Raw genomic sequence first — 26818 nt, 5'->3', positions numbered from 1 at the left:
ACTGATTTAAATGGGGTTTATTATAATTTATAAAGGAGATTTTAGCTTTATCGAGAAAAACTCTTTAGAAGATGCTTTTTCGTTGCCTGGAGACTATTATGTATTTGAAGAGGCTTCAATGATTCAACAATATGGAAGGTTCTATAAAGACCCATTTATTTATTACAAATCCAAGGAACAATTCGTCAATTTAAGAATTAATGACCTTGAATTAATTGACACCAAAATTACCTTCACTTATAATTCAAATTTTTCTATTGAATTTTCATTATATGATTTTGTTACGTCCAAAACATATAAAATATTAAAATCTGGACCGAACCATACAAAAGCATTTCCTATTGTAATGAGTTTTTTGGTTGAGACTATGACGAAGCATCCTATTAGCCGCGATTGGCGATTTTATGAATTAGAGCAAGAGAATATTAAACTTAGGGCAGAACTTGAAGAACTAAGGAAGAAAATGACCTCTTAAATTTATAATGGGACTCATTCTTTTAAATTTTGCTCATCTTCACTAGTTAAGAGTTTTGCGGTATCTGTAGATGAGATTTAAAGAAGAACCGGTATCGATTTCTTTCCACAATTGGAGGATGTGGTGGAGAATCAGATTGAGGGTGTTGTGAATTATGGTGGTTGGAACTTGTAAGAAGCCACCCGTATTGATGACTTCATGTTAAGTAAAATACTTGTACTAATCATCTAAATCATCAATCTCGTAATCTTCAAGATTTAATTCGAAGTCTTCGTCTTTTAGGTGTATATTCCTTCTTAGCGGTGCGGTATAGTACATGTTGCCATTCATGAATTCTACGTTCTTTTGTTGAATTGCCGATAAAATTGAAATGTTGAAAATAAGCTCTTTTAATGATGTACTTGTTAAAGCGACCATATCATTCTCGTTGAGATTTAGGTCTTCCAAAACTTTAAAGAACAGAGTTTCATAGTATTTTACCTCAGGAATCAGTCCAAGGTTACTTATTACTGATGGTGCGTTCGTATCGGTGAAAGTTATGTTTATCACCTTCAATTTGTTTAAATCTTCCTTATTGAAATTGTCATCTATTTGAATTAATCCTTGTAATCTCATCTTCTTGTTTTCTTTGTTTTAGCTTCGTTCATTATGGTTTGAGATAGACGGCCATATAGGCGTTCAAATTGAGATTCCGTCAGTATAATCTTCTTTGAAACCGTAGTTTCAGTATTGGTATTTTTCATATTATCTTTTATTATAATAAATATCAAGAAAGTGACCAATGTTCGGATTTTTGGAGATTTTTGGCCCAGCATTTTTTCGAGGTATTGTCCCCCTTATATATATAAAGGTTTTTATTGGTGATAAGGGGGGAAACCGGCAACACCACCTATAGGGAGGGGAGGGGTCACGGGTAGCAGCTTCTACCATGACCTTCATTTACCGGGATAATACAGTAATGCCTCTTTGAGATTTACTGGTGATGTTTTTGGTGAATTCACTGCATTTCAAAAATCAAAGACGTTTACCGGGATGTTTAAATTAGAAACGAGGTGACGTCAATCACATTAAATGTAATTTGATTTAAGGTGTAAGAATACCCAATCTTAAGGCTGTCTTTTTTACTTTCATAATTGTTGTCAACGACTTGTTATTTGTCAATCCAGAGATTTGACGAATACTAAGATTTCGCTTTAAAAGCTTGACTACATCTTTATGGTTAGTCATCAAATCTTCATCTGATATAGTTTGACCTTTCTTGCGGCCTACTTTACCTCCAGAGGCTATAAAATTACGGTATCCGGATTGGAAACGATTTTTAGTGGTTTCTGCCTCCATAGTCGCTACGCTTGCGAGAATCTGAACCATAAACATGGCCATACTATTTATTGATAGGTCAGGATTTAGTGTTTCTAAATTATGATTCATTATATACAAAGACACCTTACGGGAATTTAGAAGTTCAATTACAGTTAGAGCTGATAACACATTCCGTGCTATTCTCGAGAGCTCACTGGTCAGCACCCGGTCTATTTTGATACTTCCATCAATCCCATAGTCGATGTCATGTAGAAGTTGAGTAAGAACCACTCTATCATCCGTTTTTGAGAATCCACTAATTTTTTCCTCATAAGTTCCAACTAAGTTATATCCCATACGATTAGCATATTCTTTTAAATCATTTGTCTGCCTGTCATTTGATTGCCGGTCACCTGTTGAGGATACACGTGAGAAAATGACGACGTTCACTTGTTTGCGTTCCATTTTATTGCTTTGGATTAATATGGTTCAAATGTCCAGAGAAAAAACGACGTTCCGGAATATTCTTTAAGGATTTTATTGGAACACTTATTTTTTTGGAACATAAACGAAGTTGTTCTTGAAAATTATATTAGATTATAGCCAATATTTATCAAATTACAACTTTACTATTATTGAATTATGGACGAACCTCAAGAAGAAAGGTATACTTATAATCGAATTGTTATTGTTGGTAATGGATTTGATATTGCATGTGGGATGAAAACCTCTTATGATGATTTTATTCTTGATTATCTAAAAGAGAATTTCAAAATGGCTTTTGGAATAAAAGTTGAAAACTCTTTAATGAAAATAGAAAATACTTATGGTTATAATAAAGATGATTACTGTCAAATTATTGACCAATATCAAAAATTAGAAGAATTAGAGAAAGCTTGTACTAAACTCTTTAAATGGGAATATACCGGTGAATTGATAAAGCAAATTTTCAAACAAAAGAGTCGACTCAATTGGGTTGATATAGAATCATTATATTTTCAAATTTTAATTTCTAAGATTGAGTCAATTAGAAAGAGACCAGCACTCGAAAGAGACTATTCCATTATAGTTCAGCTAAATAAACAATTTGAAGAACTTTTGAATGCATTGGAAAGATATATTGTAAAGACAGACAGTAACTTCAAAGTACCAGTAAATGATTCTTCTTTATTAGATTTTATTAGAAAACTTATTGAAAAGGATAGTATTTCTGATATTGGTTCTCTTCATGACAAAAAGGAATTTGGTGAGCCGGAAAAAATACTTTTTGTGAATTTTAATTACACAAAAACTTTAGAAAAAATACTGAGTAAGACTTTGTCTGATAATCAATTAAATCATATTCAAATCCATGGAATTGTAGAAAGTGCTGAGAATCCAGTAATTTTTGGATATGGCGATGACCTACATAATAGGTATCAAGAAATTGAAGATGAGGATAATAACTCCTCTTTGAATTACATTAAGACTTTCTACTATTCTAATTCTACAAATTACCTTAGATTAATTGACTTCATTCTCGATAAAGATTATGAAGTATATGTAGTGGGTCACTCATGTGGACTTTCTGACAGAACACTTTTGAATACAATATTTGAGGATTCTAATTGTAAATTGATTAAGATTTTTCATTTTGAAGATGAAAAAGTGAAGAGTAAGGATGACCATTTTCAGAAAACAATTGCTGTTTCCAGGCATTGTGCCAATAAACCAATGTTACGTAAGAGAATTGTTACCTTTGATAGACACGCAATAATTCCGCAATTAAAAAAACAATAGGTATTAATTTAATGAATGGGTCAATATCTAGATGCTAATTTAAATACTTAAATGTTACATGATAATTCCGGTTGTAGATACTGATATGGAGATTTTGTCAGTTTAGTTCTTGTTAAATGAAACTATTTGATAGATAAATGTTCTACGACAATTGCCCGGTATAATTCTACTAGAATTTACTATTCCCGGTATTAATTCTCTCCAGTATCTAGTTGTTATACTAGTACTAGAATTCTAGTATTTTAAACATTCTAGTTTTTTGTTTTCTAGTAGTTCTAGTTTCCGCTAGGAAATAATCCTCTAGATTGGACGTGAGAATGCCTCCCTAGTATTCACACTAGTTCGACACCCCTCCATCAGCTTGTTCCCTCTGAGTCGGTAGAAAAGTATCAGTGAAAACTTTTCCTTGTCAGCTACTTAAGAGTGTTCACTCACCCTGAGATTCTACCTTCCGACTTTGTGCTGGTATTAAACTTTGAATCTCGCTCCCGTGGTAGTTCTTAATCAAATAACGCCACTGTTACTAGCCCGTCCATTATTTGATGTAAATTGTAATACAACCTACATATATAAATATGCCATTTTTCATGAAAAGTCATTTTGGCTAAAATATTATTTCCTGATATTTATTTAGATGGAAAACAAATCGTTAGAACATCACATCAGTCTTAGATTGACTAATCGTCAATACCGTAGATTAAAGTACCTTTTATTTATTGAGAATAAGACTTTGTCTGAATTGATGAGGACAATGTTGGAAGAGTACAGGCCAAAGTTCGATTTGAAATAATTGAAATTACTCTTTCCTTCCTTGAGATTTGTAGTACAATGTAACCTCCGGGAATTTTCCCAGAGGTTATCTTGTCCCTATACTTTGTACATAGAATGTACTCGCTTAATAGGAGCATCGCTGTGATGGTCTGGAAATCTTTTAATATATGCTTCTGTTATAGATTGGTTGGCGTGTACTAATGAGATTGAAATTTGGTCAGGTCGAGCTTGTTGAAGTATCATAGAGTAGCTAAAAGAATGTCTACTGACATGGCTACTAAGTTTTTCGATTCCAATTCGTTTACCAATTCTTTTCAGTCTGCCATTGTATTTGGTACGGGCTCTGTGAAGTTTATTTACTTGTTCCTTCGTAAATGTAGTTTTGTGGCGAATCTGTATGTTTTTAAAGTCTTCATAGTTTAGGTAGTCAAAGACAAATCCCTCATTCTTAGAACTCATTATTTCACACATTGAGTTAGCTACATTTGACTCCAATCGTTCAATTACACCGTCTAAAATCTTCAACATTCTTGTGTTATCGTTTAACTTATCCTCACTAAGGAATTGTTTAAATTTCTTTAAGTCAAGAACGGTGAAGTCTGTCAATGGAACATAACTTGAATCGATTTTGCTCAATTCCTCTACTTCTTTGGTTGTCAACTTTAGGTCTATAAACTTATTCCTAGTTATCGCTTCCTCGAACTCTTGAGGGTAAAAATAGCCAAGAACTTTTGCAGAGTTGTAATCAAAAAGTATACTAGCATTTCGGCCACTTTTTTTAACATTGAACACAATTCGACCTTTAACAAAATGTTTGAAGTTTAAGAGCAATAAGTCACTTACACGCATTCCTGATGTGAAAAATTGAAACAAAAATTGATGTTTAGCATCATTAGTAAAATCTCTCTTGCCGGTACTATTCGATTGATAGCTAATCAGTTTGTTAATATCCTCTGGAAGAAGCATTGTAGGTTCCTCTACTTCAAATTTTTTGATTCCATTTGTATAGTGAATCGTTGTGATAGGTGTTTTTTCTGGGTTATGTGCATTATACTCTTTGATGAATTTCTGTATAACAATGACATAATTAAACGCCGTTTTCGTTTTTTTAGGGGTAGTGTCCCGATTGTTGTATTGACGAATGAAAACCCACTTTTTATAACCTTCAATAAAACTGATTTTACTTAATTCAGAGAAGGGTAGGGTATTGATGTTCAGTATTTCACCACAATATTTTTTAAGTGAGTTTATAATCGTGGTATATTTTTTCTTTGTCTCTTCGTTCTGATATTCACTTTCAATATGTGAATAGGCATATTCAAGAAAGCAATTTTTATCACTTTTGGTCATTTGCTTATTTGAAGACAAGAACTCTGCTTCAAGTTGGTTTAAAATGAAGTTTATTGATTGGAAGTTAATTTCATTTGATTCCTTCACTCGTTCGGCTCTTTTATCCCAAAGCTTATTGGGGATTTTAATTCGAAGTGAGCTTCTTTCTGTAACGCCTCTACTAAATTCGAGACATTTGTATATTGTGCTTACTTTGGAATTTCCTTTGGTTGGTCGTAGGTAGAAATATAGTTTCATATTAGTTGAAGTGATTAATGACACTAAATCCTGATGGATTATTCGCACCAGGAAATACTATCTTGTAGGAAATTAGTACTCTTCTCAAGCGTATCGCCGCTAGGTATATTAATTCGCCCTCTACTATCATCTTGCTTTCGTTAATCTTGACTTCCTCCACTAATTCCCCTGATATAAGTTTAGCTTCAGTCTCCAGAATTTCACGTATAGTATATTCGTTTTTAGTTGATGGTAATCTCAATTCGGTTAAATGAATTTTTCGGTTTACATCCAATGAGAATGTTCCCAACCCATTAATTGAGTCGAGTTCATCCCTTAAATGGTCCCGGAAATAGTCATTGAAGCCACGCATTAGAAGATTCGTTTATTTAGATAATGTGGTGATTGGCATCATCCAATCACCACATATTAATTAGACAACTGCTTTGGCTTTTTTAATTGGACTTGCCTTAGCGTACATCTTTTTAGATGTTGCAACAATCGAAGGTGGAAGTGTAATTCCATTTCGTGCTGTTAAAGCTGCTGCAATTTTTTGCTTTGCTTTCGCTACAACACTTGGATTGACAGATGTGCCAATATATCTTCGGTTTAGTGCAACAGAAAGGCTTCCAATGTCATTATCCATTGTTAAGTCAATAATCAGGTCTTCAGTTTTACTTGAAAGTGTAATAGGGAGAAACGCTGAAGCATTTTCAATAGCTAATACAGACTTGTCACCCTTTTCAAATGGCACTGTTTTTTTTGCCAATCCAGATTGGATAAGGTCAATGTATTGCTGATTGTCAATAAAGTTTGTGCAAGACCGATAGATGAATGTTGATGTTTTAACATCCTCAAGTTCGGATTTGTCAATTACAAACTCCGGGTTTTTATGCTTACTGAAATTGTCACGTTTAACAAACCATAAAAGGTGTGTCATGGTGTCATTTAGAACTTTCTTGGGCTCAGCAGCAGAGAATGAATTTGACTGATTAAGATGAAACGTTTGCTTATAACGCATACCTGTTTCTTTTTCGATTTTGTCAATCAACATGTTAGGGAATCTTGAAGCAAAACCATTTTGATAGACTTCTTTGGTGTAAATCATTAAGCTACCTGTATCTTTCATTCTCTCCTCTGTAAAGGGTTTTACTTGAAGCGCACTTTTCAAAGCGTAGGTGGATAAATTGTCCGTAGTGCTATTAAACTTACTACATTCAAAGAAGACAACACTGACCTCTTTCTCTTTCAATGTCATCAATAAGTCTTCCTTATCTCCTAAATGGATTTTAGGTTCAAGACCGTTGCTCTCAGGAAATGTAAAGGTGTTGTTTTTCTCGCCATCTATGGATTTTAGGAGTTCAATTTCCTTCATGGCAGCTGAAGGGGTAACTACAAAGTTTACCACCTTCTGAATGATTTTCTCATAATCCTGCTTCTCCCAATCAGTTAGGCTCATGATTTGCTTAATTGGAGAAATTGGGCTGTTGTTGGCAAAAATCCATTTTGACATTGGATAAGGTTCGATGTCTCGTTCAAGAATCCATTCCAAGTCTTTTAAGGTTTTTCTATCCTTAAACTTGCTTTTTGTTCTCTTATTGATTTCATCATACCGGTTGTACTCAACCAATGGGTCTCTTTGACCTTGTTTTTTGCCAAATGTTTCAAAGGCAACCATGTACTCATTTCGCTTGTCTTCCCATGACTTTTCTCTATGGTTATTGAAAGCAATTCGGTTTGCCTTCGACGTTTCTAAGTTGGTCATCATCACCTCGAGATTCTCGAAACCTGGGATTTCCAATGCGGCAGCAATTCTACGGTATCCATCTAATGGGATACCATCAATTGATAATGGGATTGGGTTTAGCAATCCATTTTCAATAATATCGACCTTAAGGTCTTCAATTTCAGAGTAGTTATAGATACTACCCAATGATTGAGGAATTAATGCTTTCAATTCCTCGGCACTTTTAGTTAACTTTAACATGATAAATTAATTTATTGATTTAAGAATGTGTGTTAGGTGGCAGCCTAGCACATTTTTGTTTTTATGAGTTGCTGTTTTGCAGGGCTTCTAATTCTAGTTCTCATAAGGTTATTTTAAAAGTGAGTATGAATGAAAATTGGAGGTAAATTGTTTAGCGCGTAGTGGTTATGGCTGTATTCTCTCAAAATAATTTCTGCTCCCCAGTCGTAAAAGTCTTCCCATGAGTCAAATTCTTCTTCGGCATCTGAGTTTTCATCCAAGTAGATGTTGACTAATTCATCGAAGTCATATACTAAATGTCCTTCGATTGAATGCCCCTTGATTGCTTCATCATACTTAACCGGGAGACTTACTGAATCAGGATTTTGGGATTTGTGAACATTGATTGCATTAGCAAATTGTTGTTGTTCTTTAGTCGATGTTTTCATTGTCTATATTTGTTTTGAGTTTTACTTGATTAAACTGTGTCGTTCCCACATATCATAATCCATTTCCATTGTAAGATTATAGTCTGTTTGATTTTGACTTATGTTGTTGACGAAGCCCATTGATTGACCCTTATTAGCAAGAACTTTGCGCATAATAGAGTTGTCGAGAGCGATGTAGTTTAGGATGGCATTAGAAAATTCGTGGCCATTTGCCTCCTTAGGGTTCCCTAAAACCATTTCAAATATGATTTTGTGGATTTGCTTTTTTGTTTCACGTCGCTTGGCTGCTGATTTTTCTTTCATGTGATGTTTGTAAGCCTGGATGATGATTTCACGTGCAAATGTCATTGAGTGTTTGCCGATGAAATAATATATTTCTCCCATGAATAAAGTATGGATGCCAATGATTGAATCCCCGTTTGGAATAGTGAATGGGTTGGTAATTACCTGATTGGCATATTTACCTTGAAAAGTTGAAGTACCTACTTCGATTCCTTTTGTTCCTTGGCTATATAAAGCTTTGTTGAACTCGTATTGGATGTTGTTATTCATTGTTTTGTTTGTTATGCGTTACCGTAGTTTCTGTTTTTAGGATAACGCTAGTGTTAAAAAAATATGGCTTTCGCCGGTGATGTAATAGGGGCAAGGTGATTGCCTTTTAGCAATAGAGCACTCCCACTCTTTACTATTGATAGTTAATTATGTAATGTTCATTTTTAGGATAACGTACTAGTTAAAAAAATATGTTTAGGATGTATACTCTTTCTTGTATGCTTCATAAGCCGCTTCTTGTATTTTCTTTGCTGCTTCTTCGTTCAGCTCATGGTCATTCTTACCACCTTTGAATGCGTCAACTCTTCCTACTGATTTTATGAACTTTCTATATTCCTTTCCCTCTTCATTTATCCAAAAGCCTTTAGCGAAATAGTACTTAATCTTAGTCTCGTTATGTGTGTTCTTTGCGATTTGTACTTTTGGAGAAACCACCAATCTAAACTTTAGGAGCTGGATGTACAATAACTCAAATTCATCCTGTGCTTGGCAGAACAGTTTTGTGTTGCCTGCGTTAATCGAATCATTAGTAATCTTATCAATATAGAAGTTTGCAACTTTCACCTTTAGATTCTTAAGCAGATTTAGGTATTCAACGTTCCTCTCTTTTGAGAAAACTTCTTTCTTGAACTGGTCATCAAAAATTCTAATCAAGTTGTTTTTGATACGAATATTCGATTTTACGTATTCGGCAATTTGAGGATTCTTCTCCAAGAAAGCCTTCAACTCTTCGTCAGCATTTTGCTCTGGCATTAACGTACCTAATAGTAGGAGCAATGCGGTATTTACTGCTGCTGCACCATCAAAATACGTCAATATGTCCTGTAGCTCTATTTGCATTGTTTTGCTGTTGTTGGGACAAAGCTAGTAAAGTTATCCCAAATATTAACAACACTTTTTGAAAATAATTTTGATATTTTTTTGAAATCTGCCTTTGGTGACATTTTTGGCACTTTTAATCCGCATATTTTTTAATTTTTTTAAGCGTTGGTGTTACAATTACCTCACATTCGGGAAAATTCCTTCAAGTAAATACATAAAAAAAGGTCTCCATTTTCATGAAGACCAACCGGTGACCGCAAAGGGAATCGAACCCATATCTAAAATTTAGGAAATTTTTGTTTTATCCGTTAAACTATGCAGTCAAAGCACTCACACAAAAGTACTAAATCTATTTTAATGTACTTTGTTACACACTTTTGTTACACACTTGAACAAAATTAGTCTATTTTTTTATGTAACTAATTGATATTCAGATGATTTAATTTTCAAGTAGAGTAGTCGTTTTAGGAAACGCCTATTCTATCCGTTGAACTACAGCGCCAATTAAACAGTGCATAAAGATACTAAACTCATGCTATTATTGGGGATGAAATAATTACGAAAACTTGTAAAATTGCAAGTTTGCCTAATTGAATTACAATTAAATTTGTCGATAATTTCTTAACGGAATTATATAGAACACGGAGTAAGCAAAACCTTAGATTTTTAATTTGAGGTTTTTTTGTTTGCTAATAATTTTGAAAGATATGTGGTTTCTATATTCAAAAATGAGGACAAATATTTATTCTTTACACGCGTTAACAAATAGGGATAATTTTCACTGATATAATCTATGCGTTCCTTGGCTGTTAATGACCTTAAAAATTCACATTGATTTTCAAATTCACACAAATTGTAAAATAATTCATGGACGGAAAATAAAGCAAAACTTGATGATTTCTCAATCAGAAATCGATAAGTTGCACGATCGGTTCCATAAACGACGCAATCCTCTAAGGCCTCAAAATTTTCTCTTGAAGGTTTATCAAAATGGAAACTGTTAGCATTAGTGACGAAATCTCCTTCCTTAGCAAACCAAGTTGTGATTTCTTTTGATTCTTCTGTTCTAAAGATGCGAATAATTCCTTTCTCTACGTAGTAGATTTTATCGCATTTGTCGCCTTCAATTAATAAGAATTCTCCTTTTTTGATTTTTTTGGAAAAGCATAATTTGATAAACCAATCGATGAATTGATTTGATTTACCGAGCTTGAAATATTCGCTTGATAAAAATCGATCTCCAACTTTCATTAACGGGGTATATAAATGTGGATTGCAATTTACCATTAAATTGACAAATTCCACTCACACCTCTTTACGCTTAGCTCTTAGCTCTTCACTCTTAGCTCTTAACTCTTAACTCTTACCTCTTACCTCTTAACTCTCCTCCGGTATCACCCCATCATTATATCCCATCAAGTGGTTGCTATCCAGCCAATTCGGGAAAATTTGAAAGTGTTTTTCTTTAATGATATCCATGACCATCTCCCGCAATTCTGCTAAATTTGAGCGTTGTTCTGCTGAAATGAATACGGTTTTGGGTGTGTTCGTTTGCCAGTGTGATTGTTTTAAGAAACGCGTAACACGTTCCATTTTGGTCAATTCTGGATTCCCGTCTTCATCCACAGCAGCGCCTTCAAAGAAAACATCTTCCACGTTGTAAAGATCTATCTTATTGAATACCAAAATCGTTGGCTTATCACCTGCTCCCATTTCGTTTAAGATCCCTTGAACTACTTCAATTTGCTCCTCAAAATTGGGATGCGAAATATCCACAACGTGCAATAACACATCTGCTTCACGTACCTCATCCAAGGTCGATTTAAAGGACTCAATCAAGAGGGTAGGGAGCTTGCGAATAAATCCCACTGTATCAGTTAATAAAAAAGGAATTCCATCCCAAACAACTTTACGTACGGTTGAATCAACGGTCGCAAATAATTTATTCTCCGCAAAGACTTCCGCCTTTGCTAATTTCTTCATTAAGGTTGATTTACCCACATTGGTATATCCCACCAACGAAACGCGAACCATACGATCCCGGTGTTTTCGCTGGGTATATGATTGTTTATCAATCGCCGTTAATTTGTCTTTTAAGAACGCAATACGATCATTGGCGATCCGACGGTCAGTCTCTAATTCTTTTTCACCTGGACCACGCATACCTACACCGCCCCGTTGTTTGGAAAGGTGAGACCACATTCGTGTTAAACGTGGCAACATATATTGGTATTGGGCAAGTTCTACCTGTGTACGAGCTTGAACCGTCTGAGCGCGTTGAGCAAAGATGTTCAAGATGAGTAAACTTCGATCTAACACTTTGATCTCTTTGCCTAATAAGGAAATCGTTAATTCGATGTTGCGAACTTGCGAGGGACTTAAGTCGTCATCAAAAATGATGATGTCCACGTCTTTGGCAATAACATAGGCGATGATGTCATCCAACTTCCCTTTACCCACATAGGTACGATTGTCCGGTTTGGCCAAGTTTTGAGTAAAACTTGCCAAAGTCACCACCCCTGAAGTGGATGCTAAGAAGGCTAATTCTGCCAAATACTCTGCCGTTTGAACCGCATTTTGTTTCTGCGTCGTCACCGCAACGAGTACCGCTGTTTCTTGTTCTTCTCCCGTACTAAATCCTAATTCTTCCTTCATATCTAATGCTAAAAAAAGCCTTCCTGTTAAGAAAGGCTTTTCATGCGAATTTAGTTCAATTTATAAACTTTGAATCAATTTAAGATTCAAGGTTACATAATCTTCGTTCTTTCCTTCTTTGGCTAAGGTGATTGATTTCTCAGCACTTGCTTTGGCTCCTGCTTTATCGCCCAACTTCGCCTGAATTTTTGCCTGTAAATGCAAAATCCAATAAGCAGATGGATTTGCCTCAACAGCTTTACCAACCCATTCCAAGGCTTTCTTTAAATCACGACCCGTCTCAAAATAATACGAAGCTGATTCAAAATAAGGTCTTGTGTCCGCTGCCATTGCTTTTTCGATGGATGCGGCAATTTTTGAATCGATTTCTGTTTCGATAGGTACGGAAACGGCTACCTTCTCCCAAGAAATTACCAAATCCATTTTGTTGGCAATCACATTCGCAAACTGAATGGAAAATGATTCAACCGATTGTGCTAGGGTGGTTGTTGCCAACTTCACCTTCAAAACGTCCTCCGCTGGATTGTAATTAAATACGCCATTCGTTCCTTTGTTGAAGAGGATCTCCCAAGAAAATTGAGAAGGAATCGTCATCAATTGGTAAGTACCCGCTTTTAAAGGCTGACCTGCAATTTTAACATCTTCTCCGAACGTGATGCTCGTAGGTGCATTCGCACCAGTACGCCATAATTTTCCGAAAGGAACCACATCACCAAATATCTTACGCCCTTTAATTACAGGACGGGAATATTTGACTTCAACTGAAGATAAAGAAAAGTCTTGCTTGATGCTTTGTCCGGGACTTGGCGCAGGAGTTTTAATACCTTGTGCGAATACATTGACCGCAAGCAAGCACAAAATCAATACTTTTTTCATCTTATTTTAGGCTGATAATGCTTCAGCACCCCCTACGATCTCAAGGATTTCCTTCGTAATAGCTGCTTGGCGTGAACGGTTATATTCTAATTTCAATGCCTTGATTAATTCCCCAGCATTATCAGTTGCCTTATCCATCGCTGTCATACGAGCGCCATGTTCAGATGAATTGGACTCCAATAAAGCACGGAAAATAGATAATTTGATAGACTTAGGAATTAATTCCGAAATGATTTGCTCCTCAGAAGGCTCAAAGATGTAATCCACAGCACTCACTTTATCGCTAGATTCTGAAGCTACTAAAGGAAGTAATTGTTCTGTTTGAATAATCTGCGTCGCAACGTTCTTTGAGTAGTTGAAAATTACTTCTACTACATCAAATTTCTTTTCCGTGAATGATGTCAAAACGGCATCACCAATTTCACGAACGTTGTTAAAGTTCAAACGCGTGAAGATGTCCGTATGGGCTTCGTTCACGTTGTATCCCCGACGAGATAAATATTCAGCACCTTTTTTACCTAATGATAAAATCTCCACTTGACCAGCTGCGTGCAAGTCGGCATATTTCTCTTGTACCAAAGCCATCGCCGCTTTTCCTACGTTCGCATTGAATGCGCCGCAAAGTCCACGGTCCGAAGTTACTACAATGATTAATGCACGTTTGATTTCACGCACCTCTGTAAAAGGATTTTCTGCGCCAGCTTCTGTTTGAGCAGAAACTGTTGCAATCATTTCCGCTAATTTCTTAGCGTAAGGGCGCATTTGGTGGATAGCATCCTGCGCACGACGCAACTTAGCGGCCGAAACCATTTTCATGGCTTTGGTGATTTGTTGCGTCGAGTTAACGGATACAATTCTATTTCTTACTTCTTTTAAGGAAGCCATAGTATTCTAATTTTATGCTTTGTATTTAGCTGCTACTTCATTACCTACACGCTTCAAAGTAGCGGTTAAGGTATCATCGTATTTTCCTTGACCTAAAGCTACCAAAGTTGCTTTCTCAGTCGCACGCAATACTTGAATGAAATCTTGTTCGAATTCACGAACTTTTTCTACTGGTACGTTATCTAAGTTACCTGTAGTTGCTAAATAAATCATCGCAACTTGCTCCTCCACAGGTTGTGGTGCGAATTGAGGTTGCTTTAACATCTCTAAGTTACGACGACCACGGTCAATCGTTAATTTTGTAGATGCATCCAAATCAGAACCAAACTTCGCGAAAGCTTCTAACTCACGGAATTGTGCTTGATCCAATTTCAATGTACCTGCTACTTTCTTCATGGATTTGATCTGTGCGTTACCACCTACACGAGACACCGAGATACCTACGTTGATCGCTGGACGAATACCTGCGTTAAACAAGTTCGTTTCCAAGAAGATTTGACCATCTGTAATCGAAATTACGTTGGTTGGGATATATGCCGAAACGTCACCCGCTTGTGTTTCAATGATTGGAAGGGCTGTTAAGCTACCACCACCTTTGACGATACCTTTGATTGACTCAGGCAAGTCGTTCATGTTACGTGCGATTTCATCTGAATTGTTGATTTTCGCAGCACGCTCCAATAAACGAGAGTGTAGGTAGAAAACGTCACCTGGGTACGCCTCACGTCCTGGTGGACGACGTAACAACAAGGAAACTTCACGGTATGCTACCGCTTGTTTTGATAAGTCATCATATACAACTAAAGCTGGACGACCTGTATCACGGAAGAATTCACCGATTGCCGCACCTGTAAATGGCGCATAGAATTGCATTGGAGCTGGATCTGCAGCCGTCGCCGAAACGATTACTGTATATTCCATCGCACCTGCTTTACGTAAAGTTTGCTCAACTTGCTTCACAGTAGAAGCCTTTTGACCAATCGCTACATAAATACAGAATACAGGCTCTCCTTTATCGTAGAATTCTTTTTGATTAATGATTGTATCGATACAAACAGCTGTTTTACCTGTTTGACGGTCACCGATCACCAACTCACGTTGGCCACGACCTACTGGAATCATCGCATCAATTGCCTTGATACCTGATTGCAATGGTTCTGTTACCGGTTGACGGAAAATTACTCCAGGTGCTTTACGCTCCAAAGGCATTTCGTATAAAGTACCAGCGATAGGTCCATTACCATCGATTGGCTCACCTAATGTGTTAACCACACGTCCTAAGATACCATCACCTACCTTTACAGAGGCAATTAAATTGGTACGCTTAACGGTATCGCCTTCTTTGATTTGGCTAGAGTCACCTAAAAGTACAGCTCCTACATTGTCCTCCTCTAAGTTCAAGGCTAAGGCTTTCAAACCGTTTTCGAAAACGATCAATTCACCTGCTTGTACATTGGAAAGGCCATAAATACGAGCCACACCATCACCCACTTGGAGTACAGTGCCTATTTCTTCTAATTCTGCTTGAGTTTTCGCTTGAGATAATTGTTCTCTCAAAATTGCCGAAACCTCATCTGGTCTTACTGATGCCATACTAAAGTTTTATGAAGAGTTTAATTTTTGACTATATAATTTCGGGTGCAAAATTAGCTAGGAAATTTCAATATTCCCATAACTTCGGCAAAAAATGAGCTTAATCATAAGACTTTTTTTAGATTCAAGATTTCGTGGATAATTTCTACCTGTTAAATGCCGTTAATTTTGTTGAGTGAGCCACAATTTTCGTGTATCTTCGAAACTTTATTTTGATTTAAATCGATAACTATGCAATTGTCATTTCTTCGTGCTGCGCTTTTCGCTAGCATCTCTTGCCTTACTTTCGCGTCTTTCGCTCAAACAAAGCCGAAAACAAAAACCAAAGTTGCTCTGACTGTTTCGAAAGTTCCTGTCAAGCCTTTTAACTCATCGATCGACTCCGTTTCTTATGCAGTTGGTGTATTAGTTGCCCAAAATTTCAAATCGCAAAAAGTGACCTTAAATCCGGAAATGGTTGCAAAAGGTTTTGCTTCCGTTACTTCGGGGGGGACCTTGTTGATCAGCGAGCAAGAATGCCAAAGCGTTATGAACAACTTTATGATGAAAAACCAACAAGCACAAGCAGCTGAGCAGGCAAAACAATTTGAACCTAACCGCATCGCCGGAGAGAAGTTCCTAGCTGAAAATAAAACCAAAGATTCTGTTATCACGACAGCAACCGGTTTGCAATACAAAGTCCTTAAAATGGGGGATGGTCCTAAGCCAAAAGCTTCCGACAAAGTTAAAACCCATTACCATGGAACATTGATCGACGGAACAGTGTTTGATTCATCTGTTCAACGCGGCGAGCCTGTTTCTTTTCCAGTTTCAGGTGTTATTCCGGGTTGGGTGGAAGCGCTTCAATTAATGCCTGTAGGTTCTAAGTTTAAATTATACATTCCTCAAGAATTAGCTTATGGCATTCGCGGAGGTGGTCAAACAATCAAGCCTTATTCTGCCTTGGTATTTGAAGTGGAATTATTAGCGATCGAAAAAGAATAACATGAAAAGGATACTTCCGATATTAATCCCGCTATCACTTTTAGTTGTCGTTTTTCTTCACGGGAAAACGCAAGGTAAATTGGAGGTGGCAACCTACCAACAGGGCGACCTGCAACCTACGGATACACAGCGAAAGGTGGAGCGCTTGGTTTTTGGTATCTTGAGCAATTACCATTATCGGAAAGTTCCTGTCAACGATTCCTTGTCTTCGAAAATTTTTGATGCTTATTTAAAAGATTTGGATCCGAACAAAGCGTATTTTATTGCTTCAGATATTGAAGAAGTTGAGAAATACCGCTACACGATTGATGAGCAATTGAATTTAGGGGATTTAACATCGGCTTTTCAGATTTATAATCTATATCAGAAGCGCATGTTGGAGCGTTTTGCTTATGTAGATAAGGTGATTAAACAGCCGATGGATTTTAACATCGACGAAGCCTATCAACCCGATCGCGAAAAAGCAGCTTGGGCAAAATCTACTGCTGAATTGGATGATTACTGGCGCAAAGACGTGAAGCGTCAATTGTTAGATTGGAAAATCGGAGGCAAAGCGGATACAACGGCTGTACGTGAATTGAATGATCGTTATAAGCGTTCGGCCAAATACATGGCACGTACGCGTGCAGAAGATGTTTTTCAGGTTTTCATGAATGCATACACGGAAAGCATCGATCCGCATACTTCCTATATGATTCCGAAGGCGGCTCAAGAGTTCAATAAGGATATGGCCCAAAGTTTTGAGGGCATTGGAGCAACGCTCCGTTTGGAAGGGGATTATGTAACCATTCAAGATTTAGTTCCCGGTGGGCCTGCGTTTCGGTCTAAACAAATTAATCCCAAAGATCGCATCGTAGGTGTTGCCCAAGGGGATGATGGTGCGTTCGTGGATGTGATTGGTTGGTTTACAGATGATGCAGTCAAATTAATTCGCGGTCCCAAAGGAACTGTCGTTCGTTTGAAGATTTTGCCGGGGTCAGGAGTTACTGGGTCGCCAACTACCGAGGTTCGAATTGTACGTGAGAAAATCAAATTAGAAGAGCAGACTGCCAAGAAAGAAATTTTGAATTTCAAGCAGGGGGCGTCTACCTATAAATTAGGTTTGATTACGATTCCGATGTTCTACCGTGATTTTGAAGGAGCTCGTAAGCGTGAGGCTGATTTTAAATCGACTTCCGCGGATGTCCGCAAGTTTTTGAATGAATTCAAACAAGAAGGAATTGATGGGCTTGTCATCGACTTGCGTAATAATGGAGGTGGTTCCTTAGTGGAAGCTGTCGAATTAACAGGTTTATTTATTCCGAAAGGGCCTGTCGTTCAGCGCAAGCAGTCGGACGGTAAAATTTCTCAAGAAATCGACCGCGACCCTGCTCAAGTTTATGATGGCCCGATGGCGATTATGATCAATCGTTTTTCTGCTTCAGCATCTGAAATTTTTGCTGCCGCGATTCAAGATTACAAGCGTGGAATTATCGTAGGTGAACAATCGTATGGAAAAGGTACGGTACAGTCGGTGATCGATTTAGACAACTACATGGCGAATGAAAAAGATCCGGTAGGCCAATTGAAAATTACCCTGGAGAAATTTTATCGTGTGAATGGTTCCTCTACGCAGCATAAAGGCGTTAGTCCTGATTTTGCTTTGCCTTCAGCATTTTCGGCTGAGGAGTTTGGGGAGAGTTCACAGCCTTCGGCTTTGCCTTGGGATATGATACCAACAACAGCTTACACGCCTACGAATACGATTGTAGCGCCGGCTTTGGCACATTTACAAGCGGCATTCCAGACTCGTCTAAAGACAAAGCCTGATTTGATCAAATTGAAACAAGATTTTGAGCGTTGGAAGAAAATCAAGGAGCAAAATTCCATTTCACTGAATTTCGATAAGCGGAAGAAGGAATTAGATGAGCAGAAGAAAAAACCGGATGAGTCACAAGCGGTGATGGATGCTTTAGGAGGAACCGAAGAGACAGCTGGAGATAAAGATAAGAAAGAGAAAGCTGCAGATAAGCATGCTAAGGATGCATATTTAAAAGAAACCCAACAGATTTTATCCGATTGGATTTCATCAGGTGCGCACAAAATTGCCAAAGTAAAATGATTGATTTAGCTCTCATTCTGGAAAATGCCAAACCCATCGTGCGTGAAACGGGTGTTTGGATTCAGTCCATGGTGAACAACATTGGCGAATCAGATATCCAATATAAAGGAACGAATGATTTGGTTTCTTTTGTGGACCAAACGGCCGAAGCGCGTTTGAAAGAAGGCTTGTCGGCGATTTTCCCCGAAGCGGGTTTTGTCGCTGAAGAATCGGCTTCCGATTACAGTGAAGTGGGCGACGGCTATTATTGGGTTATCGATCCTTTGGATGGTACCACCAATTTCTTGCATCGCTTGCCCATTTATGCCGTTTCGGTTGGCTTGATTTATCAGAAACAACCAATTTTAGGTCTGATTTATGAACCTAATCGTGATGAATTGTTTTATGCGGCGAAAGGACATGGAGCCTATTTGAATGAGCATGTGATTCAGGTGTCCCAACAAGCTTTCATGAGCAAGAGTTTATTAGCTACGGGATTTCCATATTACGATTTTTCATATCAGGATCAATATCTGGCTTTATTAAAGGAATTGATGCGCACTTCCCATGGTTTACGCCGGATGGGTGCAGCTGCAATAGATTTAGCATATACAGCTTGCGGTCGATTTGAGGGCTTTTTCGAAGCAAATTTAAAACCTTGGGATGTCGCGGCAGGAAAGATAATTATTGAAGAAGCCGGCGGACGAGTGACTAATTTTAGTGGGGGAGATGCCGTGATCTTTGAAGGAGAAATAATTGGAGCGGGGCCTATATTTGATGAATTTTTAGGAACTTTACAGGCCAAATGGTTTGTTGATTAAGCATGGAACAAATAATCATCTTCTTGGTATTTGCAGCAGCACTATTCTATTTAGGTAGATTGGTGTATCAACAATTTTGGGGTAAAACGGCGGGTCAATGCGCCAAAGGTTGCGGTACTTGTGCAGCCAGTTCACTCGATAAAATCGAATCCATTGAAAGATAAGGAAAGCGGAAAAATTGTTGATTTGCAGATTATCCGACGGATTTATGGCTTTATCAAGCCTTATAAATTTCGGTTCTGGTTTCTCGTGGGCTTGATTTTGTGCATGGCAGGGGTGTCACCTGTGATTCCCTTGATGATTCGTTACACGCTGGATAATTTTGTGAGTTTGGATAAAATGGCCGACTTGCTTCGCATGTTTTTCATCATGATTGCCGTGCTATTCGCACAAACAGGATTGCAGTTTTCTACGAGTTATCTAGCAGGTTATTTAGGTCAAACGGTCATTCGGGATATTCGTGTTCAATTGTATGCCAAAATCGTCGATTTGAAATTAGCTTTTTTTGATGCCACGCCCATCGGTCGTTTGGTGACACGAACGGTCTCAGATATCGAGACCTTGAATGATGTGTTTTCAGAAGGATTAGCATCTATTGCGGGGGATTTGTTGCAATTGTTTTTGATTATTGGCGTCATGTTCTTCACGGATTGGCGTTTGACTTTGGTAATCTTGGCCACGGTTCCATTCATGGTGTTCTCTACTTATGTGTTCAAAGAATACATCAAGAAATCCTTTAATGAAGTTCGCGTTGCGGTAGCGAACTTAAATTCCTTTGTTCAAGAGCATATTTCAGGGATGATGATTGTGCAATTATTTCATGCAGAAAAGCGGGAATTAGCCAAGTTTAATCAAATTAATCAAGATCATCGCGATGCGAATATTCGGGGTATTTTAGCTTATTCCGTGTATTTTCCAGTAGCGGATGTGATTTCAGCAGTAGGATCCGGTTTCGTGGTTTGGATGGCTTCGACTTATATTTTGAAGGAACAAATCACGGTGGGTACGTTGACTGCCTTCATCATGTTCATTAACCTATTTTTCCGACCGATCAGGATGTTGGCAGATCGTTTTAATACACTGCAAATGGGCATTGTTTCGACAGAGCGTATTTTGACCTTGTTGGACTCCAAAGATTACATTCAGAATAATGGGAAGATTTTAGCAGATAAACTCAAAGGAGACATCGTATTTGACAAGGTGACTTTTGCTTACAATGAACCCGAGTGGGTTGTGAAGCAGGTGAGTTTTGAAGTTCCTTCCGGACAAACCTTAGCGATTGTAGGTGCAACAGGTGCTGGTAAATCATCTATTATTGGATTATTGGGTCGTATGTATGATTGCCAAAAAGGAGAAATTCGTATCGATGGTGTTGCTTTGCCTGACTATGAGATTCATAGTTTGCGAAAGAACATAGCCGTTGTTTTGCAGGATGTATTTTTATTTAGTGCATCTATCGCCTACAACATTCATTTAGGTGATGAGTCTATTTCGCAAAAGAAGATTGAAGAGGCTGCTAAAGCGGTAGGTGTGCATGATTTTATTATGTCCTTGCCGGGAGGATATGCTTATGAAGTGATGGAGCGTGGGGCGACTCTAAGTGTGGGTCAGCGCCAATTGATCTCCTTTGTACGTGCCATGGTGCATGATCCGAAGATTATTATTTTGGATGAAGCAACTTCATCGGTTGACTCGGAGTCGGAGGGGATGATCCAACAAGCCATTGCAACTTTGATGCAAGGAAGAACAGCCGTTGTTATTGCGCATCGCTTGTCGACGATTCGAAATGCGCATCAAATTTTGGTGATAGATAAAGGAGAAATTAAAGAACGCGGTACACACGAGGAATTATTGAAGCAAGTAGGATTGTATGCTCAATTGTATCATTTACAATTTAGTCGTAATTAATCCGTATATTTGAGGCTTATGAAATTGAAAAATTATATACTAGTTGGTTTTATCGCAATCCTTGGTTTGAGTTCATGCGGTAAGTTCGAGAAGTTCCGTAAGAGTGCAAGTTTGCCTGTTAAATACAAGGCGGCTGTGGACTACTATAAAAAGAAGGATTTTGATAAGGCTAGCATCTTATTTGATGAGATTCTACCTTTGATGAAGGGGGATTCTACGCAGGAAATGGCTACATATTACCAAGCCTATTGTGATTTTAATTTAGGAAATTATACTGTTGCGAATGCCCATTTTAAGAAGTTTTACGAGGTTTTCTCGCGCAGTGAATATGCGGAAGAGGCGATATATATGTCGGCATTTTCCATGTATAAAGATTCTCCTAATTTCAATTTAGACCAAACGGGGACCTTAACAGCGATCAATGAATTGCAGAGCTATTTGAATAATTATCCGGATACCAAATTCAAGGATGAGTGTTCGAATATGATTAAGGAATTGCGTCGTAAATTGGAACGTAAGGCCTACGAAAAGGCCAAATTGTATCACAAGACATCTTCATTTAATATTGCTTCATTGAAATCATCTGTGATTGAGATTACAAACTTTCAGCGAGACTTTCCAGATTCAGATTATAATGAGGAAATGGCTTACTTAAAGGTTTTGGCTCAATTTGATTTGGCAAACAGTACGATTGAATCGAAGCAAAAGGAACGTTTTTCCGATGCGTCGAAATTTTATTTAGAATTAGTGGATAAATATCCGCAAAGTGCATTTTTGAAGGACGCGGAGAAGATGTACGAGAAGAGCAACCAGGAGGTGGAGCGAATTGCGAAGTTGGAAGCGGAGCAGAAAGCTTTACTAGAAAAAGAGAAGTCGAATACGTCAAAATTGACCACGAGTCCTCAATAGTTTATTTCAGAAAATTATCTTATTTTTGCAACCTTAATTAAAATTCAAAGAGATGTCTAAGATCCAAACCAATCCATCGATCATTACGCGTGATGTAGATAAAATTGCTGCAAAGACAGGTAATACATATGAGTCTATTTCCATTATTGGACAACGTGCTCGTCAGATTTCAAGCAAAATGAAGGAGGAATTATCAGGTAAGTTATCTGAGTTTGCTTCGTCTGTAGATAATTTGGAGGAGATTTTTGAAAACCGTGAGCAGATCGAAATCTCGAAATACTATGAGCGTATGCCAAAGCCGAGTGCAATTGCAATCGATGAGTTTTTGGCTAACAAAGTAGATTTCAGAGCACGTACAGAGGGAACAGACGAAAACTAATCTTTTTTCGTTTGATTTCATATGAAATCCATTCGCATACTTTTATTCGCGATTCTATGTCTCGGTTCTTGGGTCTCTAAAGCCCAAGAACTACAGGCAACTGTTACGATTAACACCGAGCAATTACAGCTCGATCAGCAGCGAGGATCCTCGCAAATTTATTCCGAACTTCAGCGTACACTTCAAGATTTTTTGTCCAACCGCCGTTGGTCAAACGATAATTTTGCGCCCGAGGAAAAAATCAAAGTCAACATCAATCTTCTATTGACCAAAGCGAGCTCACAAGGTGATTTTGAGGCCAATGCTCGTATTCAGGTTTTACGTCCCGTTTTTGGAACCTCTTATGAGACGGTCATCTTGAATATGGTTGATAAAAATTTCAATTTTAAGTACCAGTTAGGTACGCCAATCACCTACAATGACAATAGTTTTATTGATAATTTGAGTTCATTGATGGCCTATTATGCCTATTTGTCTTTGGCTTATCATTATGATTCGATGGGATTGCGTGGGGGAGAGGCCTTTGTACAAAAATTGGTGAATTTGACGAATCTAGCCCAAAATTCAGGAACTGGATGGGGTAATGCTTCTGATATTCGTTCTCGCTTCGCTATTTCGGAGAATTTGATGAACCAACAAATCCAAGGGATGCGTGATGTGAATTATACCTACCATCGTTTGTATTTGGATACGTTTAAGGATAAGCCAGATGAGGCACGCAAGGGGATTTTGGATTTGTTGATGCAGATTCGCCAGATTAATCAGATACGCCCAGGCGCAGCGAGCATTCGTGTGTTTTTTGATGCCAAAAGCGAGGAGATCTTTTCTATTTTGGATGAGGCGGGCGTGTCTGAGCGCCAACAAGCCTTTGCTTATTTGAGTTTGCTAGATCCAATTCGGACAGAGAATTATCGGAAATTAATCAGGTAGATTATCAGTTTTAGGGGAAATGAAGTACTTTTTCTCCTGTACCTTTGGCAATCCTCAAAACAGGTTTGCCAAAGGTGAGTGGAACTGAGTTAATTAAAGTGAGTGGATCTAGGTTTGCCAAATGTGAGTGGAACCCACTTAGCCAAAGCTAGCTAGGATTTCGACTTTAATTCAAAAATCATCACGGTCTCCGTTTTGTCAGAAACCTTGAATCGGTTATCAATGCGGTGACCCACTATCCAAGCCACAGAACCTTTGCTTAGCATTAATAAGGTGGTTTTCTTGATATTCAGTGCCACTTTTTTGTCCGTTAGGAAGTCAGAAATCAGCTTCTTGGAATTCATCCCGAGTGGGCAAAACCAATCGCCTTCTTGCGTCTTACGGATTTCAAGCGGAAATGTTAAGCTATCAGCATCGAGACATGCAATATTTGCTTCAGTTGGAACTTTGAAATCAGCCGTTTTTTCCTCTACGTAAATATGTAATTCCTGCGAACCCAAGTCGATGATTTCATCTTCTTCTTGAACTAAGATGGGTTTGTATTCCGACTGGTCCTTAGGGCTTAAAACCCATTGGTTCCGGTCGATGTTCAATGTATATAACGGGGATTCGAAAATCTTGCCTACTTTATCTGCTGGGTGATTCGTGATTTGAGCGATTTGATCTCCGTTGAATGCTAAACTTTGGAGCCAACGCTGTTGCATGACTTTTTCACGGGCCGACTTCACATTTAATTGAACAAATAAATTATTAGCTGTGTCGCTCTTAATATTAGACTCTTGCCACATCGCGTATTCTTCTTGAATCCAGGCTTCTATATCCCGAATTCGCTCACTCGTTTGTGCTAAGGTTTCATCAAAGGTTGAATTGAGCTCTTGAAACTTGGGCATGATTTCATGACGGATGAAATTACGCTGGTATTTCGTGGATTCATTGGATGAATCCTCTCTCCATGCCAAATGTTTCTCAACAACAAAATCGAATATTTGTTCTTGGTTGGCGAATAACATTGGTCGGATAATATGGCCATTTTTTACGGGTATACCGTGGAATCCAGCCAATCCACTTCCTCGTGTTAAGTTGATTAATACAGTTTCAGCGCTGTCCATTTGATGATGTGCCGTCGCAATGTATTGATATCCTGCTTGTTGGCGAATTTCCTCAAACCAATTATACCGCAACAATCGCGCAGCCATTTGCGTGGAAATCTTTTCTTTCTCCGCAAAGGCTTTGGTGTCAAAAACGATACTGTGGTAGTCGACCTTGAGCGTTTTGGCAAATTTCTTTACAAATACCTCATCGGCTAGTGATTCTTCGCCACGCAAACTGAAATTCACATGGGCAATTCCAAAATTGAATTTTGCCAATGAAAATAGTTTGGCCAAAACCACCGAATCGATTCCCCCGCTAACTGCGATTAGGATTTTGTCTTCGGGTTGAAATAAATTCTCTTTTTGGATAAAATGGATGAAATCTTCCAGCATAAAATTGGTAAATTGCGCGTTCAATTGAAGATGCGAAATTAACGATTCGCGATGAACATGCGGCAAAAATACGGATTATTCCTCTTTTTCTTTTTGATGCTTCCAGCTTGCTTGCTCGCGCAAAGCCAGTTGGAGGTCATTCGCGCCGACAGCCTCAATGGCATGCAACAAGAGTTAATCATGCGCAAAACGTTGATTGGTCGTGTTTTTTTGCGACAAGGAACGACAACATTGGCATGCGATCAAGCAGTCCTAAATAGTACCACGAATAATGTGGAAGCTTATGGGCATGTGAAAATCATTCAAGCGGATACGGTGACGATAACGGGTGATACAGCAGTGTACATTGGGGATACGCGGCAAGCTTATATTTCCGGAAAGGTCAAGTTAGACGATCATACAATTATTCTAACAACGAATAAACTAGATTATGACATGAATTCTCGGATGGCTATTTACCATTCTGGTGCAAAGATTGTGGATAAGAAATCAACTTTGTCAAGTAAGGAAGGTTTCTACAATACGGTTACCAAAAACTTTTTATTCAAAGAAAAGGTTCGCGTCTTAGACAAAGAAGGCGGAAAATTGCAAGCAGATTCGCTTAAGTACAATACCGCTTCGAAAGAGGCCTATTTTATTGCTCCTACGGAAATCATTACGAAAAAAGATACGGTTTTAACGAACGCTGGTTTTTACAATACGCAAACCAAAGTTTCGAATTTTACCGGTCGGTCTACAGCCAAAACTGACGAATACATCCTTTCAGCCGATACCCTGTTTTACGATAGCCCCACACAGATTGGGGTTGCACGTGGACGTGTTGAATTTTTAAGCCAAAAACAAAAGGTTGTTTTGACGGGTGATCATGGTCGTTATGCTGGAAAAACAGGAATCACGCGGGTCTATGGACACGCGCTGATGCGGAATATTGGTGAAAAGGACACTTTGTATTTGACTGCTGATACCTTGGTTTCGATGCAAAATAAGACGGACTCAACGCGAAAATTGTATGCCTACAAACATGTGTTGATCTATAAATCTGACTTCTCTGGGAAGTGTGATTCGCTCGGTTATGACACCAAGGATTCGGTTATTCACTTTTACCAAAAGCCTTTACTATGGACGAATGATTCCCAATTGCAGGCTGATTCGGTTTCCATGTACATGACCAATCAAAAAATGCGTGAGATGCGTTTGCGCGGTCATTCCTTTGTGATTTCAAAAGATTCTGCGTCCCATTATAATCAAATTAAGGGACGCAAAATGTGGGTATTTTTTGCAGATGATTCCCGATTGAAGAAAGTCCAAGTGGATGGCAATGGTGAAAGTGTATATTATGTCATGGATGATAAGAAAAATACAACAGGCTTGAATCGCGTCGAATGCAGTCGGATGAACCTCTTTTTTCTAGAAAATAAAATCAATAAGATATCGTTTATCACGAAACCTGAAGCCAGGTTCGTGCCTCCCAAGGAGTGGAAAGATGAGCTCGAATATTTGGATGGATTTAATTGGCGCTCAAAAGAAAAAATTACATTACCGAAGATTATGGAGCGCGTTCGTCTGGCTCCCGCTGTTAAAAAACCTTAAAATTTGGCTTTTTGTCACTGGATTTTGACCGTTTACCTATTGTAG

At 38.1% G+C, this 26818-nt stretch carries 24 protein-coding genes and 1 tRNA gene; 11 read left to right on the top strand and 14 right to left on the bottom strand.

The features are described from left to right. Positions 1 to 10 precede the first annotated feature (10 nt). Positions 11 to 475: a hypothetical protein gene (locus SKC38_RS03025; protein ID WP_377974973.1), complete on the top strand. Its 465-nt coding sequence runs from the start codon at positions 11 to 13 to the stop codon at positions 473 to 475. Between the two features lie 219 nt (positions 476 to 694). Here the strand turns inward: SKC38_RS03025 and SKC38_RS03020 are convergent, their stop codons facing one another. Together SKC38_RS03020 and SKC38_RS03015 are read right to left on the bottom strand one after the other, a co-directional pair. Continuing rightward, positions 695 to 1090 carry a hypothetical protein gene (locus SKC38_RS03020; protein WP_377974972.1) on the bottom strand — a complete coding sequence of 132 codons (396 nt, stop codon included), beginning with the start codon at positions 1088 to 1090 and terminating at the stop codon, positions 695 to 697. Between the two features lie 468 nt (positions 1091 to 1558). Further along, on the bottom strand, positions 1559 to 2239 hold the full coding sequence (locus tag SKC38_RS03015; RefSeq protein ID WP_377974970.1) for a recombinase family protein: 681 nt from the start codon (positions 2237 to 2239) through the stop codon (positions 1559 to 1561). Positions 2240 to 2416: 177 nt separating this feature from the next. Between SKC38_RS03015 and SKC38_RS03010 the strand changes: the two genes are divergently transcribed. Next, on the top strand, positions 2417 to 3553 hold the full coding sequence (locus tag SKC38_RS03010) for an AbiH family protein (RefSeq protein ID WP_377974968.1): 1137 nt from the start codon (positions 2417 to 2419) through the stop codon (positions 3551 to 3553). An 867-nt stretch (positions 3554 to 4420) separates the two neighbouring features. Here SKC38_RS03010 and SKC38_RS03005 read toward each other — a convergent pair. The 11 genes from SKC38_RS03005 to atpA form a co-directional block, all read right to left on the bottom strand. Beyond that, positions 4421 to 5911, bottom strand: coding sequence for a tyrosine-type recombinase/integrase (locus tag SKC38_RS03005; RefSeq protein ID WP_377974966.1), 1491 nt, complete (start codon positions 5909 to 5911; stop codon positions 4421 to 4423). A 412-nt stretch (positions 5912 to 6323) separates the two neighbouring features. Beyond that, positions 6324 to 7877, bottom strand: a complete 1554-nt coding sequence (locus tag SKC38_RS03000; RefSeq protein WP_377974964.1) for a ParB N-terminal domain-containing protein — start codon at positions 7875 to 7877, stop codon at positions 6324 to 6326. A 113-nt stretch (positions 7878 to 7990) separates the two neighbouring features. Further along, a complete protein-coding gene (locus tag SKC38_RS02995; protein WP_377974963.1) occupies positions 7991 to 8305 on the bottom strand; it encodes a hypothetical protein in 315 nt (104 codons plus the stop codon). Between the two features lie 21 nt (positions 8306 to 8326). After that, entirely contained in the window at positions 8327 to 8857 is a 531-nt protein-coding gene (locus SKC38_RS02990) for a hypothetical protein (RefSeq protein ID WP_377974961.1), read from the bottom strand. Positions 8858 to 9052: 195 nt separating this feature from the next. Next, positions 9053 to 9697: a hypothetical protein gene (locus tag SKC38_RS02985; protein ID WP_377974959.1), complete on the bottom strand. Its 645-nt coding sequence runs from the start codon at positions 9695 to 9697 to the stop codon at positions 9053 to 9055. A gap of 233 nt (positions 9698 to 9930) precedes the next feature. Then, positions 9931 to 10002: transfer RNA gene (locus SKC38_RS02980), tRNA-Arg, on the bottom strand. Between the two features lie 343 nt (positions 10003 to 10345). Further along, on the bottom strand, positions 10346 to 10984 hold the full coding sequence (locus SKC38_RS02975) for a Crp/Fnr family transcriptional regulator (protein WP_377974958.1): 639 nt from the start codon (positions 10982 to 10984) through the stop codon (positions 10346 to 10348). 72 nt (positions 10985 to 11056) lie between these two features. Beyond that, positions 11057 to 12334, bottom strand: coding sequence for a GTPase HflX (gene hflX / locus SKC38_RS02970; protein ID WP_377974956.1), 1278 nt, complete (start codon positions 12332 to 12334; stop codon positions 11057 to 11059). 60 nt (positions 12335 to 12394) lie between these two features. Further along, the gene (locus tag SKC38_RS02965) at positions 12395 to 13210 is read right to left on the bottom strand and encodes a DUF2911 domain-containing protein (protein ID WP_377974954.1); all 816 of its coding nucleotides are present in this window, start codon (positions 13208 to 13210) and stop codon (positions 12395 to 12397) included. A 6-nt stretch (positions 13211 to 13216) separates the two neighbouring features. Next, positions 13217 to 14095 (bottom strand): ATP synthase F1 subunit gamma, encoded by an 879-nt coding sequence (gene atpG, locus SKC38_RS02960; protein WP_377974952.1) that lies wholly within the window; start codon positions 14093 to 14095, stop codon positions 13217 to 13219. Between the two features lie 12 nt (positions 14096 to 14107). Beyond that, positions 14108 to 15688, bottom strand: coding sequence for a F0F1 ATP synthase subunit alpha (atpA, locus tag SKC38_RS02955; protein WP_377974951.1), 1581 nt, complete (start codon positions 15686 to 15688; stop codon positions 14108 to 14110). Positions 15689 to 15919: 231 nt separating this feature from the next. Between atpA and SKC38_RS02950 the strand changes: the two genes are divergently transcribed. The 8 genes from SKC38_RS02950 (at position 15920) to porD (ending at position 23699) form a co-directional block, all read left to right on the top strand. Beyond that, positions 15920 to 16672, top strand: a complete 753-nt coding sequence (locus SKC38_RS02950; RefSeq protein WP_377974949.1) for an FKBP-type peptidyl-prolyl cis-trans isomerase — start codon at positions 15920 to 15922, stop codon at positions 16670 to 16672. A gap of 1 nt (position 16673) precedes the next feature. Beyond that, a complete protein-coding gene (locus SKC38_RS02945; protein ID WP_377974947.1) occupies positions 16674 to 18773 on the top strand; it encodes a carboxy terminal-processing peptidase in 2100 nt (699 codons plus the stop codon). Then, the gene (locus SKC38_RS02940) at positions 18770 to 19573 is read left to right on the top strand and encodes an inositol monophosphatase family protein (RefSeq protein ID WP_377974945.1); all 804 of its coding nucleotides are present in this window, start codon (positions 18770 to 18772) and stop codon (positions 19571 to 19573) included. Before SKC38_RS02945 ends, SKC38_RS02940 begins: the two co-directional genes overlap by 4 nt. A gap of 2 nt (positions 19574 to 19575) precedes the next feature. After that, the gene (locus tag SKC38_RS02935; protein ID WP_315575735.1) at positions 19576 to 19737 is read left to right on the top strand and encodes a FeoB-associated Cys-rich membrane protein; all 162 of its coding nucleotides are present in this window, start codon (positions 19576 to 19578) and stop codon (positions 19735 to 19737) included. Next, positions 19727 to 21481: an ABC transporter ATP-binding protein gene (locus tag SKC38_RS02930; RefSeq protein ID WP_377974943.1), complete on the top strand. Its 1755-nt coding sequence runs from the start codon at positions 19727 to 19729 to the stop codon at positions 21479 to 21481. Before SKC38_RS02935 ends, SKC38_RS02930 begins: the two co-directional genes overlap by 11 nt. Before the next feature lie 18 nt (positions 21482 to 21499). Continuing rightward, entirely contained in the window at positions 21500 to 22390 is an 891-nt protein-coding gene (locus tag SKC38_RS02925) for an outer membrane protein assembly factor BamD (protein WP_377974941.1), read from the top strand. A gap of 61 nt (positions 22391 to 22451) precedes the next feature. Continuing rightward, positions 22452 to 22769, top strand: coding sequence for a DNA-directed RNA polymerase subunit omega (locus tag SKC38_RS02920; protein ID WP_377975724.1), 318 nt, complete (start codon positions 22452 to 22454; stop codon positions 22767 to 22769). Positions 22770 to 22790: 21 nt separating this feature from the next. After that, positions 22791 to 23699, top strand: coding sequence for a type IX secretion system protein PorD (gene porD / locus SKC38_RS02915; protein WP_377974940.1), 909 nt, complete (start codon positions 22791 to 22793; stop codon positions 23697 to 23699). 152 nt (positions 23700 to 23851) lie between these two features. Here the strand turns inward: porD and tilS are convergent, their stop codons facing one another. Continuing rightward, a complete protein-coding gene (gene tilS, locus SKC38_RS02910) occupies positions 23852 to 25249 on the bottom strand; it encodes a tRNA lysidine(34) synthetase TilS (RefSeq protein WP_377974938.1) in 1398 nt (465 codons plus the stop codon). Here tilS and SKC38_RS02905 point away from each other — a divergent pair. Beyond that, complete coding sequence (locus SKC38_RS02905) at positions 25241 to 26773, top strand: OstA-like protein (protein WP_377974936.1); 1533 nt, start codon at positions 25241 to 25243, stop codon at positions 26771 to 26773. The genes tilS and SKC38_RS02905 overlap by 9 nt on opposite strands. The last annotated feature ends 45 nt before the right edge of the window (positions 26774 to 26818 follow it).

Source organism: Aquirufa echingensis, from assembly GCF_042714525.1.
GTDB lineage: Bacteria > Bacteroidota > Bacteroidia > Cytophagales > Spirosomataceae > Aquirufa > Aquirufa echingensis.
The sequence above is the reverse complement of the archived record's forward strand: the minus strand, read 5'-3'. Positions and strand labels throughout refer to the sequence as shown.

What these genes read in the sequence shown, in the direction of transcription:
- porD (WP_377974940.1), top strand. Translation starts at nt 22,791, where the DNA reads ATGAAATCCATTCGCATACTTTTATTCGCGATTCTATGTCTCGGTTCT.
- SKC38_RS02995 (WP_377974963.1), bottom strand. Translation starts at nt 8,305, where the DNA reads ATGAAAACATCGACTAAAGAACAACAACAATTTGCTAATGCAATCAAT.
- SKC38_RS03010 (WP_377974968.1), top strand. Translation starts at nt 2,417, where the DNA reads ATGGACGAACCTCAAGAAGAAAGGTATACTTATAATCGAATTGTTATT.
- hflX (WP_377974956.1), bottom strand. Translation starts at nt 12,334, where the DNA reads ATGAAGGAAGAATTAGGATTTAGTACGGGAGAAGAACAAGAAACAGCG.
- SKC38_RS03000 (WP_377974964.1), bottom strand. Translation starts at nt 7,877, where the DNA reads ATGTTAAAGTTAACTAAAAGTGCCGAGGAATTGAAAGCATTAATTCCT.
- SKC38_RS02905 (WP_377974936.1), top strand. Translation starts at nt 25,241, where the DNA reads ATGCGGCAAAAATACGGATTATTCCTCTTTTTCTTTTTGATGCTTCCA.
- SKC38_RS02985 (WP_377974959.1), bottom strand. Translation starts at nt 9,697, where the DNA reads ATGCAAATAGAGCTACAGGACATATTGACGTATTTTGATGGTGCAGCA.
- SKC38_RS03005 (WP_377974966.1), bottom strand. Translation starts at nt 5,911, where the DNA reads ATGAAACTATATTTCTACCTACGACCAACCAAAGGAAATTCCAAAGTA.
- SKC38_RS02925 (WP_377974941.1), top strand. Translation starts at nt 21,500, where the DNA reads ATGAAATTGAAAAATTATATACTAGTTGGTTTTATCGCAATCCTTGGT.
- SKC38_RS02965 (WP_377974954.1), bottom strand. Translation starts at nt 13,210, where the DNA reads ATGAAAAAAGTATTGATTTTGTGCTTGCTTGCGGTCAATGTATTCGCA.
- SKC38_RS03020 (WP_377974972.1), bottom strand. Translation starts at nt 1,090, where the DNA reads ATGAGATTACAAGGATTAATTCAAATAGATGACAATTTCAATAAGGAA.
- SKC38_RS02940 (WP_377974945.1), top strand. Translation starts at nt 18,770, where the DNA reads ATGATTGATTTAGCTCTCATTCTGGAAAATGCCAAACCCATCGTGCGT.
- SKC38_RS03025 (WP_377974973.1), top strand. Translation starts at nt 11, where the DNA reads ATGGGGTTTATTATAATTTATAAAGGAGATTTTAGCTTTATCGAGAAA.
- SKC38_RS02945 (WP_377974947.1), top strand. Translation starts at nt 16,674, where the DNA reads ATGAAAAGGATACTTCCGATATTAATCCCGCTATCACTTTTAGTTGTC.
- SKC38_RS02990 (WP_377974961.1), bottom strand. Translation starts at nt 8,857, where the DNA reads ATGAATAACAACATCCAATACGAGTTCAACAAAGCTTTATATAGCCAA.
- SKC38_RS03015 (WP_377974970.1), bottom strand. Translation starts at nt 2,239, where the DNA reads ATGGAACGCAAACAAGTGAACGTCGTCATTTTCTCACGTGTATCCTCA.
- atpA (WP_377974951.1), bottom strand. Translation starts at nt 15,688, where the DNA reads ATGGCATCAGTAAGACCAGATGAGGTTTCGGCAATTTTGAGAGAACAA.
- atpG (WP_377974952.1), bottom strand. Translation starts at nt 14,095, where the DNA reads ATGGCTTCCTTAAAAGAAGTAAGAAATAGAATTGTATCCGTTAACTCG.
- SKC38_RS02935 (WP_315575735.1), top strand. Translation starts at nt 19,576, where the DNA reads ATGGAACAAATAATCATCTTCTTGGTATTTGCAGCAGCACTATTCTAT.
- SKC38_RS02950 (WP_377974949.1), top strand. Translation starts at nt 15,920, where the DNA reads ATGCAATTGTCATTTCTTCGTGCTGCGCTTTTCGCTAGCATCTCTTGC.